This window comes from unidentified bacterial endosymbiont (genome assembly GCF_918797525.1).
Classification (GTDB): Bacteria; Pseudomonadota; Gammaproteobacteria; order Enterobacterales; family Enterobacteriaceae; genus Enterobacter.
This window is the reverse complement of the sequence record NZ_OU963893.1, coordinates 2,917,865-2,936,207: the sequence shown is the minus strand read 5'-3', so window position 1 is coordinate 2,936,207 and position 18,343 is coordinate 2,917,865. Positions and strand designations below refer to the sequence as shown.

At 54.5% G+C, this 18,343-nt stretch carries 18 protein-coding genes; 12 read left to right on the top strand and 6 right to left on the bottom strand.

The annotated features are described in order from the left end of the window. Positions 1 to 340: 340 nt before the first annotated feature. The 7 genes from flhB to NL510_RS13970 all read left to right on the top strand — a co-directional run bounded on the left by flhB (position 341) and on the right by NL510_RS13970 (position 7,971). Complete coding sequence (gene flhB / locus NL510_RS14000) at positions 341 to 1,525, top strand: flagellar biosynthesis protein FlhB (protein ID WP_436298289.1); 1,185 nt, start codon at positions 341 to 343, stop codon at positions 1,523 to 1,525. Next, positions 1,518 to 3,596: a flagellar biosynthesis protein FlhA gene (gene flhA / locus NL510_RS13995; protein WP_253377744.1), complete on the top strand. Its 2,079-nt coding sequence runs from the start codon at positions 1,518 to 1,520 to the stop codon at positions 3,594 to 3,596. The genes flhB and flhA overlap by 8 nt, the downstream gene beginning before the upstream one ends. Further along, positions 3,596 to 3,988: a flagellar protein FlhE gene (gene flhE, locus NL510_RS13990; protein ID WP_253377743.1), complete on the top strand. Its 393-nt coding sequence runs from the start codon at positions 3,596 to 3,598 to the stop codon at positions 3,986 to 3,988. Before flhA ends, flhE begins: the two co-directional genes overlap by 1 nt. Before the next feature lie 261 nt (positions 3,989 to 4,249). Next, positions 4,250 to 5,833, top strand: coding sequence for an MFS transporter (locus NL510_RS13985; protein ID WP_253377742.1), 1,584 nt, complete (start codon positions 4,250 to 4,252; stop codon positions 5,831 to 5,833). Between the two features lie 4 nt (positions 5,834 to 5,837). Further along, positions 5,838 to 6,977, top strand: coding sequence for a beta-galactosidase BglB (bglB, locus tag NL510_RS13980; RefSeq protein ID WP_253377741.1), 1,140 nt, complete (start codon positions 5,838 to 5,840; stop codon positions 6,975 to 6,977). Positions 6,978 to 7,196: 219 nt separating this feature from the next. Beyond that, positions 7,197 to 7,484, top strand: coding sequence for a hypothetical protein (locus tag NL510_RS13975; RefSeq protein WP_253377740.1), 288 nt, complete (start codon positions 7,197 to 7,199; stop codon positions 7,482 to 7,484). Positions 7,485 to 7,533: 49 nt separating this feature from the next. Next, positions 7,534 to 7,971 (top strand): DUF3421 domain-containing protein, encoded by a 438-nt coding sequence (locus NL510_RS13970; protein ID WP_253377739.1) that lies wholly within the window; start codon positions 7,534 to 7,536, stop codon positions 7,969 to 7,971. Positions 7,972 to 8,017: 46 nt separating this feature from the next. On the opposite strand, the gene argS is transcribed toward NL510_RS13970, so the two are convergent. Next, positions 8,018 to 9,751, bottom strand: coding sequence for an arginine--tRNA ligase (gene argS / locus NL510_RS13965; protein ID WP_253377738.1), 1,734 nt, complete (start codon positions 9,749 to 9,751; stop codon positions 8,018 to 8,020). A gap of 238 nt (positions 9,752 to 9,989) precedes the next feature. Here argS and NL510_RS13960 point away from each other — a divergent pair, with 238 nt between their 5' ends. Next, complete coding sequence (locus NL510_RS13960; RefSeq protein WP_253384922.1) at positions 9,990 to 10,550, top strand: VOC family protein; 561 nt, start codon at positions 9,990 to 9,992, stop codon at positions 10,548 to 10,550. 77 nt (positions 10,551 to 10,627) lie between these two features. Then, positions 10,628 to 11,371: a copper homeostasis protein CutC gene (gene cutC, locus NL510_RS13955; RefSeq protein ID WP_253377737.1), complete on the top strand. Its 744-nt coding sequence runs from the start codon at positions 10,628 to 10,630 to the stop codon at positions 11,369 to 11,371. A gap of 130 nt (positions 11,372 to 11,501) precedes the next feature. On the opposite strand, the gene cmoB is transcribed toward cutC, so the two are convergent. From cmoB to NL510_RS13930, 5 genes are read right to left on the bottom strand one after another with little or no spacing between them, the layout of a single operon-like run. Further along, the gene (gene cmoB, locus NL510_RS13950; protein ID WP_253377736.1) at positions 11,502 to 12,473 is read right to left on the bottom strand and encodes a tRNA 5-methoxyuridine(34)/uridine 5-oxyacetic acid(34) synthase CmoB; all 972 of its coding nucleotides are present in this window, start codon (positions 12,471 to 12,473) and stop codon (positions 11,502 to 11,504) included. After that, a complete protein-coding gene (gene cmoA / locus NL510_RS13945; protein WP_253377735.1) occupies positions 12,470 to 13,213 on the bottom strand; it encodes a carboxy-S-adenosyl-L-methionine synthase CmoA in 744 nt (247 codons plus the stop codon). The genes cmoB and cmoA overlap by 4 nt, the downstream gene beginning before the upstream one ends. A gap of 40 nt (positions 13,214 to 13,253) precedes the next feature. Then, positions 13,254 to 13,649 carry an MAPEG family protein gene (locus NL510_RS13940; protein WP_253377734.1) on the bottom strand — a complete coding sequence of 132 codons (396 nt, stop codon included), beginning with the start codon at positions 13,647 to 13,649 and terminating at the stop codon, positions 13,254 to 13,256. A 50-nt stretch (positions 13,650 to 13,699) separates the two neighbouring features. Then, a complete protein-coding gene (locus NL510_RS13935) occupies positions 13,700 to 14,518 on the bottom strand; it encodes a DUF72 domain-containing protein (protein WP_253377733.1) in 819 nt (272 codons plus the stop codon). Continuing rightward, on the bottom strand, positions 14,515 to 15,081 hold the full coding sequence (locus NL510_RS13930; protein ID WP_253377732.1) for a hydrolase: 567 nt from the start codon (positions 15,079 to 15,081) through the stop codon (positions 14,515 to 14,517). Before NL510_RS13930 ends, NL510_RS13935 begins: the two co-directional genes overlap by 4 nt. A 264-nt stretch (positions 15,082 to 15,345) precedes the next feature. Here NL510_RS13930 and aspS point away from each other — a divergent pair, with 264 nt between their 5' ends. The 3 genes from aspS to NL510_RS13915 are packed head-to-tail and all read left to right on the top strand — an operon-like array spanning position 15,346 to position 18,332. Next, on the top strand, positions 15,346 to 17,118 hold the full coding sequence (gene aspS, locus NL510_RS13925; RefSeq protein ID WP_253377731.1) for an aspartate--tRNA ligase: 1,773 nt from the start codon (positions 15,346 to 15,348) through the stop codon (positions 17,116 to 17,118). Between the two features lies 1 nt (position 17,119). Next, positions 17,120 to 17,563, top strand: a complete 444-nt coding sequence (gene nudB / locus NL510_RS13920) for a dihydroneopterin triphosphate diphosphatase (RefSeq protein WP_253377730.1) — start codon at positions 17,120 to 17,122, stop codon at positions 17,561 to 17,563. Positions 17,564 to 17,591: 28 nt separating this feature from the next. Continuing rightward, positions 17,592 to 18,332, top strand: coding sequence for a YebC/PmpR family DNA-binding transcriptional regulator (locus NL510_RS13915; protein ID WP_040075122.1), 741 nt, complete (start codon positions 17,592 to 17,594; stop codon positions 18,330 to 18,332). Positions 18,333 to 18,343: the final 11 nt, after the last annotated feature.

The window sequence follows — 18,343 nt, the reverse complement described above, 5'->3', positions numbered from 1 at the left end:
TATTAGTCGAAAAGGGCAGGGGAATGAATTTTTCAGGTGATGGTGCATATTTATTATATGAATGCTTTTATTTGATTAATCAGAATGATCTTTTCATTGATTAATATATGTATTAAGAATGTTTTTAGCCTGTGCGCGCTATTATCGTAATAGTAATGTTTATTACTTGTAGTCACAGGTTTATTAATCCACAACGCGTTAACACCTTTAGGCGGGAACGTAACAAGCGGGCACTTTTCTGAAAAAATACGGTGTATGAAAAAGACCGCTTAAGCGTAAACCAGGTAAAAACGGTGAGTTATAGAGCCTTTTCCGCCCATTGAATGTTCCTGTTTCTGGCATGATACCCCTGACTAACCAGGCTGGCGCAGGCATCGTGGCAGAAGAGAACGACGACAAAACAGAATCCCCCACCCCCCATCGACTTGAAAAAGCGCGTGAGGAGGGGCAGATCCCCCGTTCCAGAGAACTGACATCCCTGCTGATACTTGTGGTGGGCGTGTGCATTATCTGGCTGGGTGGGGAGTCGCTCGCCCGCAGGCTGGCGAGGATGCTCTCTGCCGGGCTGCGCTTTGACCACAGCATGGTGAATGACCCCAATCTGATCCTCGGACAAATCATTTTGCTGCTAAAAGGGGCAATGCTCGCCTTACTGCCGCTGATCGTGGGTGTGGTGCTGGTCGCTATCATGTCGCCCGTTATGCTCGGTGGTCTGGTGTTTAGCGGCAAATCGCTACAGCCAAAATTTTCCAAACTCAACCCGTTTCCCGGCATTGCGAAGATGTTTTCCGCCCAGACCGGCGCCGAGCTGGTTAAGGCCGTCCTGAAAACCACGCTGATGGGCAGTGCCGCAGGGTTTTATCTGTGGCGCAACTGGCCGGAAATGATGCGCCTTATTAGCGAATCGCCGCTTAGCGCGATGAGCAACGCCATGGATCTGATTGGGCTCTGTTCGCTGCTGGTGGTGCTAAGCATGATACCGATGGTGGGCTTCGATGTTATCTTCCAGCTTTATAGCCATTTCAAAAAATTGCGTATGTCGCGCCAGGACATTCGCGATGAATATAAGCAGATGGAAGGTGATCCGCACGTCAAAGGGCGGATCCGGCAGATGCAGCACGCGGCTGCCCGTCAAAGGATGATGGAAGATGTACCCAAAGCCGACATTATCGTGACCAACCCGACGCACTATTCCGTTGCGCTTCAGTATGACGAAAACAAAATGAGCGCGCCAAAAGTTGTGGCGAAAGGGGCGGGGCTGATTGCGCTTCGCATCCGTGAAGTGGCTAACGAAAATCGCGTTCCAATCCTTGAAGCACCTCCGCTGGCGCGTGCTTTATATCGCCATGCGGAAATCGGACAGCAAATTCCAGGTCAACTTTATGCCGCAGTGGCGGAAGTCCTGGCCTGGGTATGGCAACTGAAACGCTGGCGTTTAGCCGGTGGACAACGACCTGTAAAACCTGAAAACCTTCCGGTGCCTGAAGCGCTGGATTTTTTGAACGAGAAGGACACTGATGGCTAATCTGGTGGCAATGTTGCGCCTGCCGAGCAACATGAAATCGACACAATGGCAGATTATGGCCGGGCCGATCCTCATCCTGCTGATTTTGTCGATGATGGTACTGCCGCTGCCGGCGTTCATCCTCGACCTGCTTTTCACTTTTAATATAGCACTCTCCATCATGGTGCTGCTGGTGGCGATGTTTACCCAGCGTACGCTGGAGTTCGCGGCGTTTCCGACCATTTTGTTGTTCACCACCCTACTGCGGCTGGCGCTTAACGTCGCCTCTACGCGTATCATTTTGATGGAAGGCCATACCGGCGCGGCGGCGGCAGGTAAAGTGGTTGAGGCCTTCGGCCACTTCCTGGTGGGCGGAAACTTTGCCATCGGTATCGTGGTGTTTGTTATCCTCGTTATCATCAACTTTATGGTTATTACCAAAGGTGCCGGACGTATTGCGGAAGTGGGCGCACGCTTCGTGCTGGACGGGATGCCGGGTAAGCAGATGGCCATTGATGCCGACCTGAACGCCGGGCTGATTGCCGAAGATGAAGCCAAAAAACGCCGGGCAGAAGTGACTCAGGAAGCAGACTTCTACGGCTCGATGGACGGGGCGAGTAAGTTTGTGCGCGGGGATGCCATCGCCGGGATCCTCATCATGGTGATCAACGTGGTGGGTGGCCTGCTGGTAGGCGTACTGCAGCATGGCATGGACATGGGGCATGCGGCGGAAAGCTACACGCTGTTGACCATCGGTGACGGCCTGGTCGCGCAAATCCCGGCGCTGGTTATTTCCACCGCCGCCGGTGTTATCGTTACGCGCGTCAGCACCGATCAGGACGTCGGCGAGCAGATGGTCGGCCAGCTCTTCAGCAACCCGCGCGTGATGTTGCTGTCCGCGGCTGTGCTGGGGCTGCTCGGCCTGGTGCCGGGCATGCCAAACCTGGTGTTTCTGCTGTTCACCGCAGCATTGCTGGGGCTTGCCTGGTGGATGCGCGGGCGGGAGATGAAACCGGTCGCTGAGCCTGCGCCGGTGAAAATGCCGGAAAATACCCAGGCGGTAGAAGCGACCTGGAACGATGTGCAACTGGAAGATTCCCTCGGAATGGAAGTGGGGTATCGCCTGATCCCGATGGTGGATTTCCAGCAGGATGGCGAACTGCTGGGCCGTATCCGCAGTATTCGTAAAAAATTCGCCCAGGATATGGGCTTTCTACCGCCGGTGGTTCACATCCGTGACAACATGGATCTTCCGCCTGCGCGTTACCGCATTCTGATGAAAGGAGTGGAAATTGGCAGCGGGGATGCCTACCCGGGCCGTTGGCTGGCGATTAACCCAGGCACCGCCGCAGGCACGTTGCCGGGCGAGCAAACTGTCGATCCGGCGTTTGGTCTGGCGGCAATCTGGATCGAGAGCGCGCTGAAAGAGCAGGCGCAAATTCAGGGCTATACCGTGGTCGAAGCCAGTACCGTGGTCGCAACGCACCTGAATCATCTGATTGGTCAGTTCTCCGCAGAGCTCTTTGGCCGCCAGGAAGCCCAACAACTGCTCGACCGTGTGACGCAGGAGATGCCGAAGCTGACGGAAGATCTGGTGCCTGGCGTGGTAACGCTTACGACGCTGCACAAGGTGCTGCAAAACTTGCTCGATGAAAAAGTCCCGATTCGCGACATGCGTACCATTCTGGAGACGCTGGCCGAGCATGCCCCGCTGCAAAACGATCCGCATGAACTGACGGCGGTGGTGCGCGTGGCGCTGGGCCGGGCCATCACCCAGCAATGGTTCCCGGGGACCGGAGAAGTACAGGTGATTGGGCTGGATACTCCGCTTGAGCGTCTGTTGTTGCAGGCGCTGCAGGGCGGGGGCGGTCTGGAGCCAGGCCTGGCCGATCGCCTGTTGGCGCAAACGCAGGAAGCGCTGGCGCGTCAGGAAATGCTGGGCGCGCCGCCGGTTCTGCTGGTTAACCATGCGCTGCGACCGCTGCTGTCACGCTTCCTGCGCCGCAGTCTGAGCCAACTGGTGGTGCTGTCGAACATGGAACTGTCGGACAATCGCCATATACGCATGACGGCCACCATTGGAGGGAAATAATGCGCAAATGGCTATGGATCGTATTTTTACCGCTGGCGGCTCAGGCCGCTGGCGAAGGGACATGGCAAGCCAGCAGCATCGGGGTGACGCTCAGCAATCGCGGAGTGGCGATCTCCTCCCGGCCATTGTCACCGGCAGAGCCGGTTTCCGGGCTTATGACGCTGGTGGTCTGGAACTATAAATTGATTGGTCCAACGCCTGCCGGACTGCGGGTGCGCCTCTGCTCCCAAACCCGATGCACCGAAATCGAAGGCGAAAATGGCACCACCCAGGGACTTAATGGTGTGCCTGCGCTGGAGCCTTTGCGTTTTATCTGGGAAGTGCCGGGCGGAGGAAGGCTGATCCCGGCGCTGAAAGTTCAGAGCAACGCTGTCATCGTTAACTACCGCTAACCGCCTGCCTTTTGGCCAGTCGTCAGGCAATTCTGAAGGCTGGCTCGCAAAATTGACTACGCCTTTTGATACAAAAGAAACGCTGTTTTATAAATCAGTGACACGCGTAGCGACACTCTTTGCATTTTTGCCATCGGCCACTTTGCGATGGCAGAAACAGAAAGGTATCAACAGTGCGATAATTTTACTGTAGCCGTGTAAAAACTCCCGGATGAGGTTTGCTTACAGGGAGTCTCCTAAAACTTATTAGGGTTGACGGCAATGAAAACACGTAAAATCGGACTCGCAAACTACCTTGCATACGGGTCAGGCGATTTCCTCGGTGCGGGAACGACCGCCCTGACGGCGGCCTGGCTGCTCTACTTCTACACCACCTTCTGCGGACTCTCGCCTATTGAGGCAACCTTCATCTTTGCTGCGGCAAGGGTGCTGGATGCCGTTGTCAGCCCATTGATGGGCTTTATGACCGATAACTTTGGCAGCACCTGGCCTGGCAAGCGCTTTGGCCGACGCAAATTCTTCATTCTGCTGGGTATTCCGTGCGTGTTCAGCTATTCCCTGATGTGGGTCGGAGACATGAGTTTCTGGTACTACCTGCTGACCTATCTGGTCTTCGATGTGGTATACACCATGATTCTGGTGCCGTATGAAACGCTGGTGCCGGAAATGACCGATGACTTCAGGCAGAAGACCAAATTCTCCGGGGCGCGTATTTCCATGGCCCAGATGTCGGCGATTCTGGCCTCATTCCTGCCGGGGATCCTGCTCACGCACTTCGGCAAAGACAACGCGGTCTCCTTCTTTTATGCGAGCCTGGTCTTCTCGATTCTGTGCGCGTTGATGCTGATCTTCGTCTGGTTCTTTACCTGGGAGCGTCCGCGTGAAGAGTGGACTGAAGCCGCGCTGCGTGCCGAAGAGGAAAAGAAAAAACTGACGCTGGGGCAGAGCCTCAACCGCCTGGTTATCGAGTTAAGCTCGACATTGCGCATTCGAATTTTTCGCCAGCACCTCGGCATGTACCTGGGCGGTTACATCGCGCAGGACGTTTTCAACGCCGTGTTTACCTACTACGTGGTCTTCGTGTTAATGCAGGAAGCCTCTATGGCGTCCAACCTGCTGGGCACTATGGCCATCTTCCAGTTCGTGGCGGTTATTGCCATGATGCCGCTCTGCATTCGCTTTGGGCCTGCGCCGTCCTACCGCCTGGTGGTCGTGTTGTTCGGTCTGGCTTCACTTTCTTACGCCTTACTCTATTATGCCGGCCTGAGTGATATCTACTCGCTGCTGTTGCTGGTCTCTGCAGTCGCTGGCCTGGGCCGCGGCGGTATTAACTATGTGCCGTGGAACACTTACACCTATATTGCTGACGTAGACGAAGTGATCACCGGCCAGCGCCGCGAAGGGATCTTTGCTGGCATCATGACCCTGACGCGTAAAGCCTCTCAGGCGGGGGCGGTGATGTTGGTGGGGATTGTGATGCAGTTGTCCGGCTTTGTGAGCGGTCAAAAAATTCAGCCCGCAGAGGTGAGCCACACCATTCTGCTGATCCTGAGCGTAGGCACTATAGCGGTATTGTTCTGTGGTTTCCTGGTCTCCCTGCGTTTCAAACTCAATCTACAAACCCACAGTACGCTGCGTGAAGAGACGGCAAAAATGCGTGAGTCTGGCCGCGCCATTCCAGAAAGTGCGACGCCGCAGGCCCGCGCAACCGTCGAAATGCTGGCCGGTATGCCGTATGCGTCGCTGTGGGGCAATAACAACATTGGTTATCTCAATCGCAATAAACCCGCGGCGCCTTCGCTGAAGGAACCGGCGGTACTGAATTCGACATACAACAGAGGTTAAGATTATGAAAGTTTGGCCTGTCAAACATAGCCCGTTACTGCGTCAGCCGGAGCGCTTTATCGCCAGGGATGAGCTTAAATCGCTGATTCAGAAGGTGACGCATAACCTGGTCAACATTCACGACAAAACGGGTGAATTTTTGCTGCGGCTGGACGACGGACGGGTGATCGACACCAAGGGCTGGGCCGGATGGGAGTGGACGCATGGCGTCGGTTTATACGGCATCTGGCAGTATTATTGCCAGACCGGCGACGAGGGCATGCGAGACATTATTGATAACTGGTTCGCCGATCGTTTTACCGAAGGCGCGACCACCAAAAACGTCAATACGATGTCTCCGTTTCTGACGCTCGCCTGTCGTTACGAAGAAACCAAAAACCCCGCCTGGCTGCCGTGGCTGGAGAGTTGGGCTGAGTGGGCGATGGTCGAGATGCCGCGGACCGATCACGGCGGCATGCAGCATATTACTCTGGCGGAAGAGAACCATCAGCAGATGTGGGACGATACGCTGATGATGACAGTGCTGCCGCTCGCCAAAATTGGCAAGCTGTTGAACAAGCCCGAATACATTGAGGAAGCCGTTTATCAGTTCCTGCTGCATGTCCAAAACCTGATGGACCGTGAAACAGGGCTGTGGTTCCACGGCTGGAACTACGAGGGCAATCACAACTTTGCCAATGCCCGCTGGGCGCGCGGCAATAGCTGGCTGACTATTGTGATCCCGGACTTCCTGGAGCTGGTCGATCTGCCGGAAAATAACGCCGTGCGGCGCTATCTGGTGCAGGTGCTCAATGCACAGATTGCGGCCCTCGCAAAATGTCAGGATGAGAGCGGCCTGTGGCATACCCTGCTTGACGATCCGAACTCTTATCTGGAAGCGTCGGCAACCGCCGGATTTGCATACGGTATTCTGAAAGCGGTACGCAAGCGCTATGTTGGGGAAGCGTATGCACACGTTGCCGATAAAGCGATTCGCGGTATTGTGAAAAACATCTCGGCGGAAGGGGAGTTGTTGCAAACGTCGTTCGGTACAGGGATGGGAAGTAATCTGGCGTTTTATCGCCAGATCCCGCTCACCTCGATGCCCTATGGTCAGGCGATGGCGATCCTGTGTTTGACGGAGTATCTACGCAAATATTTCTGAGTGACCTAAAATTTCAAATTTAAAGCCTCTTTCATAGAGGCTTTTTTTTTAGTTATTCAGGGAATGATTCCCCATAGTATATTTATCTTGTGAATGTATTTAAGGGTTAATTTTGTAATAGAGATAAAAATGTGATGCTGAGCACATAATATTACACGCTTATTTCGTATTTTTAGACCGCGTTAAGATAATTCTTAAGTATATACAGGGAGAGGTAATATGAATGATATTCCGGGCGGTATTAATATTAACCCAGCCGTAAATAAGCAAGCTGAAAAGATGTCTGCGGAGCAGTCAGGTATTTTTGAACGCGCTTTCGCTGACACCGTTGGCATTGAGTGTTTCCCTTTGCTTTACGTGGGGAATCAGCTCGTGGCAGGGCAGTTGCATATCTTTATTGCAACGAAGCGCCTTGTCTATCCTGGTGCGCAGACAACACTTACTAAAGTCGTTATTTATCAAAATCTGGAGAATGAAATTTCTGTTCATTCTATTTCGGATATCTAACGATTGTCGTTTGCCTGAGTAAAATCGCAGTCTAATAAGGAATGTTATCATGTGGAAATCATCTACTGACGTTTGTATTGCTCTGGATTCTCCGGTTGCAGGTTATGAAAATAAAGCGCCTGGCACCAGCAAACCTATTCCATTATTTATTATCCGTGCAAAATACAATGGAGGTGTTCATCCGGGCAAGCTGGTCTATGGATTTGGCGCCCATATTCCATACGACGGTGAAGAGCATGTTTGTCGTGAGTTCGAGTTATACGTCGGGCCAGTAAAATGGGTTCGGGTCAACGGTCGCGATATTCCCCATAACGCAATGCAGGCGGGGCGCGAAGCCGACGGCAGATTACTCTATGTTGCGCGCGCAAAATTCCCGAACGGATTGTTTATCGGTAAGGCAGGCACGCATCTGAGAAAGGGCTGCAGCATTAGCTACCAGGGTAAAGAGTGGGACGTAGAGGATTATGAAGTTCTGCTAGCAGAGTAACACGCGTTTTAGGAAGGCTGTCCGCCTCAGTGAGGCGGACTTTTTATTACATCCGTTCTACGGTTTCGATACCCAGGGTATCCAGACCCAGCTTCAGGGTCCTGGCCGTCAGTTGCGCCAGCTTCAGGCGGCTATTGCGTACCGCCTCGCTTTGCGCAGACAAAATTGGGCAATGCTCGTAGAAGACAGAGAACAGACCCGCCAAATCGTACAGGTAAGCACACATCACATGTGGTGTACCGTCACGCGCGACTACCGTCAGTGTCTCTTCAAACTGCAGCAAACGCGCCGCCAGCTGGGCTTCACGATCTTCAGTTAGGGTTACGGCCGCATTCGCCAGCACGCTTTCGTCGATATTCGCTTTACGGAACACGGAGAGCACGCGGGTGTAGGCATACTGCATGTAAGGCGCGGTATTGCCTTCAAACGCCAGCATGTTGTCCCAGTCGAAGATGTAATCGGTCGTACGGCTTTTGGAGAGGTCGGCATATTTCACCGCGCCGATCCCCACGGCGTTGGCCAGTTTTTCCAGTTCGTCGGCTGGCATATCCGGGTTCTTCTCTGCGACCAGACGACGGGCGCGTTCCAGCGCTTCGTCCAGCAGATCAGAAAGCTTCACGGTACCGCCCGCACGGGTTTTGAACGGTTTACCATCTTTCCCCAGCATCATCCCGAACATATGGTGTTCCAGCGGCACGGAATCCGGTACATAGCCAGCTTTACGTACAATGGTCCATGCCTGCATCAGGTGCTGGTGCTGACGGGAGTCGATGTAATAGAGCACGCGGTCAGCATGCAGGGTCTCGAAGCGATATTTCGCACAGGCGATATCGGTAGTGGTGTAGAGATAGCCGCCATCCTTTTTCTGGATGATCACGCCCATCGGTTCGCCTTCCTTGTTTTTGTATTCATCAAGAAACACCACCGTTGCACCTTCGCTCTCTACCGCCAGACCTTTAGCTTTCAGGTCTGCCACAATGCCCGGCAACATTGGGTTGTACAGGCTTTCACCCATAACGTCGTCGCGGGTGAGGGTGACGTTAAGACGGTTATAGGTCAACTGGTTCTGGGACATGGTAATGTCGACCAGCTTGCGCCACATTTCCAGGAAGTACCTGTCGCCGCCCTGCAGTTTTACCACGTAGCTGCGTGCGCGCTCGGCAAAAACGTCATCTTCGTCGTAATGCTTTTTCGCTTCGCGGTAAAAACCTTCCAGGTCCGCCAGCGCCATTTCGCCCGCGTTTTCCTGCTGCTGTTTTTCCAGGTAAGCAATCAGCATACCGAACTGCGTACCCCAGTCACCCACGTGGTTAGCGCGGATCACCTTATGTCCGAGAAATTCCAGTGTGCGAACAGACGCATCCCCGATGATGGTGGAACGCAGATGGCCTACGTGCATCTCTTTCGCTACGTTAGGGGCTGAGTAATCAATGACTACGGTTTGGGCTTCTGGCTGAGAAACGCCCAGGCGGTCAGACTTCAGCGCGGCGTCAACGTGGCTTGCCAGGAACGCAGGCTCCAGGAAAATATTGATGAAGCCCGGACCGGCGATTTCAGTTTTACTGGCAATGCCGGTGAGGTCCAGATGCGTCAGTACCTGCTCAGCCAGTTGTCGCGGCGGCATGCCCAGTTTTTTCGCTACTGCCATCACGCCATTAGCCTGATAGTCGCCAAACTGTACTTTCGCTGATTGACGAACCTGCGGTTCGCAATCCGCAGGCGCACCTGCGGCAATCAGTGCCTGACTGACTTTTTCAATGAGAAGAGCCTGAATATTCACCTGGATACCTTACGTTTTCGATACGGGCTGACAACTGCCCGCACCAGTTAAAGAATTTAGGGCGGGAGTATACTGCAAATGCCTCCTGGCGTCAGCATTGCGGGCCGGGAAGATTGCTCAGAATCCAGGCGAAGAAGGGATGCATAATCATGCAGTAGCAAAAACCGCCATTCTGCGGTTGGTTGAAAGGGGCCAACAGAGTAAATTAGCGGCCTGGCGACACGATAAGAGGCTAAACATGGCGAACTGGCGCTCCATTAACGAATTGCATGATCTTTCCGCAGATTTACCGCGCTTCACCCGAGCGTTCACCGAACTTGCCACCCGTCTCGGTCTGGATATCGCGCCGCATGAGGCCGATCACATCTCCTTGCGCTGCCATCAAAATTCCACGGCCGAGCGCTGGCGTCAAGGCTTTGAACAGTGCGGTGTGCTGCTTTCAGAAAATATCATTAACGGGCGACCTATTTGCCTGTTTAAATTACATGAACCGGTCTGCGTCGCCCACTGGCAGTTCACCATTGTCGAACTGCCGTGGCCGGGGGAAAAACGCTACCCCCATGAAGGCTGGGAACATATTGAGATCGTGCTGCCGGGCGAGCCAGAAACCCTGAATGCCCGCGCGCTGGCGCTGTTATCCGACGAAGGATTGAGCAAGCCCGGCATTTTTGTGAAAACAAGTTCGCCGAAAGGTGAACGTGAACGGTTGCCTAACCCGACGCTGGCCGTGACTGATGGGCAGGTGACGGTGAAATTTCATCCATGGACAATCGAACAGATCGTGGCCAGTGAAGCGTAAGCGTTGTGACGGCGCGCGAAGCAGGCGAGCGGTTAGCGTGTCATGATGGTTCATTAAGTCGATTGAAGGAGGATGTGATGGCGCTGCTGGAGATTTGTTGTTACAGCGTGGAGTGTGCCGTGACGGCGCAACAGCGAGGGGCTGACCGTATCGAACTGTGTGCGGCACCGAAAGAAGGCGGGCTTACGCCCTCGTATGGAGTGCTGAAATCTGCTCGGGAGGCCGTCACCGTGCCTGTACACCCGATTATTCGTCCCCGCGGCGGTGATTTTTGCTACACGGCCGGCGAGTTCAGCGCCATGCTTGAGGATATCGCCCGTGTTGGGGCGCTCGGTTTTCCCGGTCTGGTCATCGGCTTACTTGATGAGGACGGCAATGTCGATTTGCCACGTATGTGTCAGGTAATGCACGCGGCAAAAGGGATGGACGTAACGTTTCATCGCGCCTTTGATATGTGCAGAAATCCTTTTCAGGCTGTTGATATGCTTATGGAACTTGGCGTGGCGCGCATCCTGACATCGGGTCAACAGCCCTGCGCTGAAAAAGGTCTGCAAATAATTATGGAACTAAAAGCACATTCCGGTGCCATAAAAGTTATGGCAGGCGCAGGAGTACGCGCCAGCAATCTGGAACTGTTTTTAAACGCCGGGGTAGAGGAGCTCCACAGCTCTGCGGGACAATGGATACCTTCACCCATGCGTTATCGCAATACAGGGTTGTCAATGTCGACGGATGCCAAAGCGGATGAGTACTCACGCTACGGTGTAGATGGAGAGTCGGTTGCGGTAATGAAATCGATGATTGAGCATTACCACGTGTAGCAACGTACCGATTTTACCGCGCATCATGTCGCCCAATATGATGCTTGCTTGTACCAGGCCCCTGCAATTTCAACAGGGGCCTTTTTTTATTCCCCTCTCCCTAACCTTCCCCCATAGGGCTGAGGGGAAACTACGGCTTCGTGGCGATCAACACCGCACGCATCGGCGCCGGATAGCCTTCGATGGTTTTGCTGTGGTCGGCCGGATCGAGGAACTGCTCCAGTGATTCGGTGATCATCCAGTCGGTGCGACGTTGTTCTTCCGTCGAGGTTACGCACACGTCCGCAATACGCACATCCACAAACCCGCACTTCGCCAGCCAATTTTTCAGCGCCAGCGCGGAAGGGATGAAGAACACGTTACGCATCTGCGCGTAGCGATCGCCAGGCACCAGAACAGCATTCTCATCGCCTTCGATTACCAGAGTTTCCAGCACCAGTTCACCGCCGCTGACCAACTGATCTTTCAGTTGCCACAGATGCTCCAGCGGGGAGCGACGGTGGTACAGCACGCCCATTGAGAACACCGTATCAAAAGATTTTAACGCGGGCAGTTGCTCAATGCCCAGCGGCAGCAGGTGCGCGCGCCGATCGTTGCCGAGTAATTTTCGTACCGCTTCAAACTGACAGAGGAACAGCTGCATCGGGTCAATACCCACCGCCAGATGCGCACCGGCGCCAATCATGCGCCACATGTGATAGCCGCTGCCGCAGCCAACGTCCAGAACAGTCCGCCCGGTGAGATCGGAGAGATGTGGCAGAACGCGATCCCATTTCCAGTCGGAGCGCCATTCGGTGTTGATATCCACCCCGTACAGCGAAAACGGACCTTTCCGCCACGGCATCAGGTTACGCAGCAGCGTCTCAATGCGGTTTGTCTGGCCTGCAGAAAGTGGAGTCTCACTCTGCGCCGTTACGCTGTGCAGCAGATCCAGGCGATAAGGCGATTGTTCGGGCAGGAACTCCACCGCATTTGACCACTGTTTTAACAAACCATGCTGCTGATCCCGTTGCCAGGTGGCGATCTGCGCAGGCAGCGTTTCGAGCCAGTGGGAGAGATGATTTTTCGCAATCAGCTGATAAAAATTGCTGAACTCAATCATTGCGCATCCTCAGCTTTCAGCGCCACCAGGGAGCCAAAGTTGAAGCACTGGAACCACAGTTCGCTGTGCTGGAACCCGGATTGACGCAGGCGCGCTTTATGCACTTCTACGGAGTCCGTCAACATCACGTTTTCAAGCATGCTGCGTTTTTGGCTGATCTCCAGCTCGCTATAGCCGTTCGCACGTTTGAAATCGTGGTGCATATTAAACAGCAGCTCACCCACCCTGGCATCTTCAAAGCTAAACTTTTCAGATAACACCAGCGCGCCGCCCGGGTTGAGACCTTTATAAATTTTATCCAGCAATCGCTGACGATCTACAGGTTCCAGGAACTGCAGGGTAAAATTCAGTACCACCATTGAGGCGTTTTTGATGTCGATATTACGGATATCGCCTTCAACAACTTCAACCGGCGTCGGCGCTTTATACGCGTCTATGTGGCGGCGGCAGCGTTCGACCATGGCCGGGGAGTTATCCACCGCAACGATGTTGCAGCCATCATGATGAATGTTACGACGCACCGACAGCGTTGCCGCACCAAGTGAACAGCCCAGGTCATACACCTGCGTGCCGGGTTGAACAAAGCGCTCCGCCAGCATGCCGATCATAGAGATAATGTTGGAATAACCGGGAACAGAACGCTGGATCATATCCGGGAAGACTTCGGCTACCCGTTCATCAAAGGTCCAGTCGCCCAGGCTGGCGATTGGCGCGGAAAAAAGCGTGTCGCGATCTGACATAACGTAAAAATCCGGGAAAAATAAAGTGGCGTATTGTGCGCTAATGGAAGGAGAAAACCAACTCCCACGGCATATACCACAGGTTCGCCAGCACCATTAGCAAAAGCGCAGACCAGGTGGCGCTCATGCCGGAGCGACGCCAGCGAAACAGGCGGTGATGAAAGCCGTAATAGTGCATTAACCGGCCCGCGATCAGAAGCAGGCCACAGAGGTGCACCATCCAGGTTTCTGCGCCATCCATCTCCATAAACAGCAGCAAAATGAGCGCGACAGGAATGTATTCAACCGCATTACCGTGAATGCGGATAGCGCTTTGCAGCTCGGAAAAGCCACCGTCGCCATAGGAAACGCGGTACTGCATTCTCAGGCGCACAACATCAAATGAAAACTTAATCAGCAGTAATGCACCTAATACCGCATACAGCGCGCTGACCATACAAACTCCCTGTTTTGGCAGATGGCACATCTCTATGATAGGGCGAGATATCAGAAAAGAGAAGATTGTTGTGGGATTGATGGGGCGGCGCCGACAGACGGAACCACGGCCTGCAAGGCCTGCCAGAGAGCATCGACCAGTTCGGGGGCCTGAGCGATGTCGGGAGTATGTAAAAAGAGATAGGGAGTGGTGGTTGACTCCCATTTCGCCAACGTTTGCAGCCAGACAGCGAACATCTCCCGATTTTGCTGCATGTTATCGCTGCCGATGAAGCGCACCATCGGATTTTTGGCGGTCACAATGGCATGAACCGGCACCTTCGGTTTCTTGCTCTGCGCCTCAATGATGGCGGCGTTATGCGCTATAGCGCCATGAACGGGGCGACTGTCGAGGATCACCCGGTTAATCGCGCGCTCGAGCAGGCCGCGGTTCAGCGCTTTCTCTGCTTCGCCTTTAGCAAAAAAGTCACCATGCCTGACTTCTACGCCGTAGGTAAATTCCCGGGGTAGGGCATCAAGGAATGGCCAGAGCGCAGGCAGGTCGCGTGGGCCGAAGGCGGCGGGTAACTGTAGCCAGTACTGGCCGATCCGGTGTGCCAGGGGCGACATCCGAGCAAAAAATTCCTCAGTCAAATCGCCACAGTGACGCAGTGCCGCCGTGTGGGAAATCGTCGCCGGAAATTTGAAGCAGAAGCGGAAGTCATCGGTGGTTTGTTCGCGCCAGCGCGTAACGATTTCTGCTCGGGGAAGGGCGTAGAGCGTGGTGTTGCCCTCTACACAGTTAAAGTGTCGGGCATACTCTTCAAGGCTGGTAATACCCAGGCGCACCCATTTCGGGTGCGACCATTGGGGCAGGCCCACGTATATCATAGGGCGTTTAGAATCTCATCCGTACTGCGCACGCGGCCGATGCGCGGGAAGATGTGGGTCATGCTGCCCTGGTGTTCTTCACTGGAACCTGCGCTGCACGCATCTTCCACTACCACCAGGTTAAAGCCCAGCTCCCAGGCGTTACGGGCGGTGGATTCCACGCCGATGTTGGTGGAGATCCCGCACAGAACGATGGTGTCAATACCGCGACGGCGCAGTTGCAGCTCCAGATCGGTGCCGTAGAATGCCCCCCACTGGCGTTTGGTCACTTCAATATCGCTGTCTTGTTTGCCAAGCGAGACCGGATAACTCCACCAGTTCTCCGGCAGAGCGTGTGCCGCCGCCTGGGCGTCGACGGGCTGTTTTAATGCTTCGGCGAAATCTGCGGACCAGCCGACGCGAACCATGATCACCGGCGTGCCTTTAGCGCGGCATTTTTCTGCCAGGCGGGCAGTGCGGCTCACCACATCATCAGCGGTGTGGGGACCGCCAGCAAAAGGAAGAATACCCTCCTGTAAATCAATCACTACAAGCGCAGTTTTGCTAGCATCAAGTATAAACATCGTTACTCCAGTCAAATAAACGGTCTGGGTTACACCTTACGATGATCCTGCCTGTTATCGGGCGGATAATTTTGTTAATTTTTGTGAGAATAAGCAATAAGCGTACAGCAAACGGCCGTCATACCATGCTTCGCTCTTATCGTTCGGCGGAATATCCAGTATAATAGCCGCCTTTTTTCATCCAATTGTGACATACAGTTATAGCTGCGACACGAAGCCTGAAAACAGGCGACACTCAGCCTGCGGCTAATTAAGGGATATCTCATGCGTACAGAATATTGCGGGCAGCTGCGTCAGTCCCACGTTGGGCAGCAGGTCACCCTGTGTGGTTGGGTCAACCGTCGTCGTGACCTTGGCAGCCTTATCTTCATCGATATGCGCGACCGCGAAGGTATCGTGCAGGTGTTTTTCGATCCAGATCGCGCAGAGGCGTTGAAACTGGCTGCTGAATTGCGTAATGAGTTCTGCATTCAGGTCACTGGCACCGTACGTGCGCGTGACGAGAAAAACGTTAACGCCGACATGGCGACCGGCGCAGTTGAGGTGCTGGCATCCGATCTGGTTATTATTAACCGTGCTGAAGCGCTGCCGCTGGACTCCAACCACGTCAACACCGAAGAAGCGCGTCTGAAATACCGCTACCTGGATCTGCGTCGCCCGGAGATGGCCCAGCGCCTGAAAACCCGCGCGAGGATAACGAGCCTGGTGCGTCGCTTTATGGATGACCACGGTTTCCTTGATATCGAAACCCCGATGCTGACTAAAGCCACCCCTGAAGGCGCACGCGATTACCTGGTTCCCTCCCGCGTGCACAAAGGCAAATTCTACGCGCTGCCGCAGTCTCCTCAGCTGTTCAAACAGCTGCTGATGATGTCCGGCTTCGATCGCTATTATCAGATAGTGAAGTGCTTCCGCGACGAGGATCTGCGCGCTGACCGTCAGCCAGAATTTACCCAGATCGACGTGGAAACTTCCTTCATGAGCGCCGAACAGGTGCGTGAAGTGATGGAAGCGCTGGTGCGCGGCCTGTGGAACGACGTGAATGGCGTTGAGCTGGGCGATTTCCCGGTCATGACCTTCACCGAAGCCGAGCGTCGCTACGGCTCTGATAAACCAGACCTGCGTAACCCAATGGAACTGGTCGACGTTGCCGATCTGGTGAAATCCGTTGAATTTGCGGTATTTGCCGGCCCGGCTAACGATGCCAAAGGCCGCGTAGCTGCGCTGCGTGTACCGGGCGGCGCGGCCCTGAGCCGTAAGCAGATCGACGACTACGGTAACTTCATTAAAATCTACGGCGCGAAAGGTCTGGCCTATATTAAGGTGACCGAACGCGCGAAAGGCCTGGAAGGGATCACCAGCCCGGTGGCGAAATTCCTGAACGCAGAGATCGTGGAAGCGATCCTTGTGCGCACCGGCGCCCAGGACGGCGACATGATTTTCTTCGGCGCAGACAATAAAAAAGTCGTCGCTGACGCCATGGGCGCGCTGCGTCTGAAGCTCGGCAAAGACCTGAACCTGACCGACGAAACCTTATGGGCACCGCTGTGGGTTATCGACTTCCCCATGTTTGAAGACGACGGTGAAGGCGGCCTGACCGCAATGCACCACCCGTTCACCTCGCCGAAAGAGATGAGCGCGGCAGAGCTTAAAGCGGCGCCAGAAGAGGCTGTAGCCAACGCCTACGATATGGTCATTAACGGCTATGAAGTGGGTGGGGGATCCGTACGTATTCACAGCGGTGAAATGCAGCAGGCCGTGTTCGGCATTCTGGGTATTAACGAGCAAGAGCAACGCGAGAAGTTCGGCTTCCTGCTGGATGCGCTGAAATACGGTACGCCGCCGCACGCGGGTCTGGCATTTGGTCTTGATCGTCTGACCATGCTGCTGACCGGCACCGACAACATTCGCGATGTGATCGCTTTCCCGAAAACCACCGCCGCAGCGTGTCTGATGACCGAAGCGCCAAGCTTTGCAAACCCGGCCTCTCTGGCCGAGCTGGGCATTGAGGTGGTGAAAAAGGAAGAGAAAAACTGATATGGCATATAAGCGTCCCGTTTCTGTCTTAGTTGTGATTTACGCCCAGGACACGAAGCGGGTGCTGATGTTACAGCGGCGCGACGATCCTGATTTCTGGCAGTCGGTTACCGGCAGCCTGGAAGAGGGGGAAACCGCGCCGCAGGCCGCCGCGCGTGAAGTAAAGGAAGAGGTCACTATAGATGTTGCCTGTGAGCAACTGACCCTGAAGGACTGCCAGCGCACGGTGGAGTTTGAAATTTTTAACCATTTACGTCATCGCTATGCGCCGGGTATTGCGCGCAATACGGAATCCTGGTTCTGTCTCGCGCTCCCCCACGAACGAGAGGTGGTGTTCACCGAACACCTGACCTACCGCTGGGTAGATGCGGCGGATGCCGCCGCGCTGACCAAGTCGTGGAGCAACCGGCAGGCGATTGAAGAATTTGTAATTAATGCTGCCTGAAAAGGCGCGCTCTTTGAGGAAATTTCATATGGCAGGTCATAGTAAGTGGGCCAACACCAAACACCGCAAAGCGGCACAGGATGCCAAACGCGGTAAGATCTTTACCAAAATCATTCGTGAACTGGTAACAGCAGCACGTCTGGGCGGCGGCGATGCGGGTTCTAACCCGCGTCTGCGTGCGGCAATTGATAAAGCGTTGTCTAACAACATGACGCGTGACACCCTCAACCGTGCTATCGCACGTGGCGTGGGTGGCGATGAAGACGCGAACATGGAAACCATCATTTATGAAGGGTACGGCCCTGGCGGTACGGCGGTAATGGTTGAGTGCCTGTCAGACAACCGTAACCGTACCGTAGCTGAAGTGCGCCATGCGTTCACCAAAACCGGTGGCAACCTGGGGACTGATGGCTCGGTAGCTTACCTGTTCAGTAAAAAAGGCGTCATCTCGTTTGAGAAAGGCGACGAAGATGTCATCATGGAAGCGGCGCTGGAAGCGGGTGCGGAAGACGTAGTGACCTTCGACGACGGCGCTATTGACGTCTATACCGCGTGGGAAGAGATGGGGGCCGTGCGTGATGCGCTGGAAGCGGCTGGCCTGAAGGCGGATAACGCTGAAGTGTCGATGATCCCGTCTACCAAAGCCGATATGGATGCGGAAACCGCACCGAAACTGCTGCGTCTGATCGACATGCTCGAAGATTGCGACGACGTACAGGAAGTGTACCACAACGGTGAGATCTCTGACGAGGTTGCAGCGACGCTGTAATGCGCCTGCCT

Excerpts from the sequence above, each read along its gene's own strand:
- NL510_RS13915 (WP_040075122.1), top strand. The coding sequence starts at position 17,592 with ATGGCAGGTCATAGTAAGTGGGCCAACACCAAACACCGCAAAGCGGCA.
- NL510_RS13930 (WP_253377732.1), bottom strand. The coding sequence starts at position 15,081 with ATGTTTATACTTGATGCTAGCAAAACTGCGCTTGTAGTGATTGATTTA.
- NL510_RS13975 (WP_253377740.1), top strand. The coding sequence starts at position 7,197 with ATGAATGATATTCCGGGCGGTATTAATATTAACCCAGCCGTAAATAAG.
- aspS (WP_253377731.1), top strand. The coding sequence starts at position 15,346 with ATGCGTACAGAATATTGCGGGCAGCTGCGTCAGTCCCACGTTGGGCAG.
- NL510_RS13935 (WP_253377733.1), bottom strand. The coding sequence starts at position 14,518 with ATGATATACGTGGGCCTGCCCCAATGGTCGCACCCGAAATGGGTGCGC.
- NL510_RS13960 (WP_253384922.1), top strand. The coding sequence starts at position 9,990 with ATGGCGAACTGGCGCTCCATTAACGAATTGCATGATCTTTCCGCAGAT.
- NL510_RS13940 (WP_253377734.1), bottom strand. The coding sequence starts at position 13,649 with ATGGTCAGCGCGCTGTATGCGGTATTAGGTGCATTACTGCTGATTAAG.
- bglB (WP_253377741.1), top strand. The coding sequence starts at position 5,838 with ATGAAAGTTTGGCCTGTCAAACATAGCCCGTTACTGCGTCAGCCGGAG.
- flhB (WP_436298289.1), top strand. The coding sequence starts at position 341 with ATGATACCCCTGACTAACCAGGCTGGCGCAGGCATCGTGGCAGAAGAG.
- flhE (WP_253377743.1), top strand. The coding sequence starts at position 3,596 with ATGCGCAAATGGCTATGGATCGTATTTTTACCGCTGGCGGCTCAGGCC.
- NL510_RS13985 (WP_253377742.1), top strand. The coding sequence starts at position 4,250 with ATGAAAACACGTAAAATCGGACTCGCAAACTACCTTGCATACGGGTCA.
- cmoA (WP_253377735.1), bottom strand. The coding sequence starts at position 13,213 with ATGTCAGATCGCGACACGCTTTTTTCCGCGCCAATCGCCAGCCTGGGC.
- cutC (WP_253377737.1), top strand. The coding sequence starts at position 10,628 with ATGGCGCTGCTGGAGATTTGTTGTTACAGCGTGGAGTGTGCCGTGACG.
- nudB (WP_253377730.1), top strand. The coding sequence starts at position 17,120 with ATGGCATATAAGCGTCCCGTTTCTGTCTTAGTTGTGATTTACGCCCAG.
- NL510_RS13970 (WP_253377739.1), top strand. The coding sequence starts at position 7,534 with ATGTGGAAATCATCTACTGACGTTTGTATTGCTCTGGATTCTCCGGTT.
- cmoB (WP_253377736.1), bottom strand. The coding sequence starts at position 12,473 with ATGATTGAGTTCAGCAATTTTTATCAGCTGATTGCGAAAAATCATCTC.
- flhA (WP_253377744.1), top strand. The coding sequence starts at position 1,518 with ATGGCTAATCTGGTGGCAATGTTGCGCCTGCCGAGCAACATGAAATCG.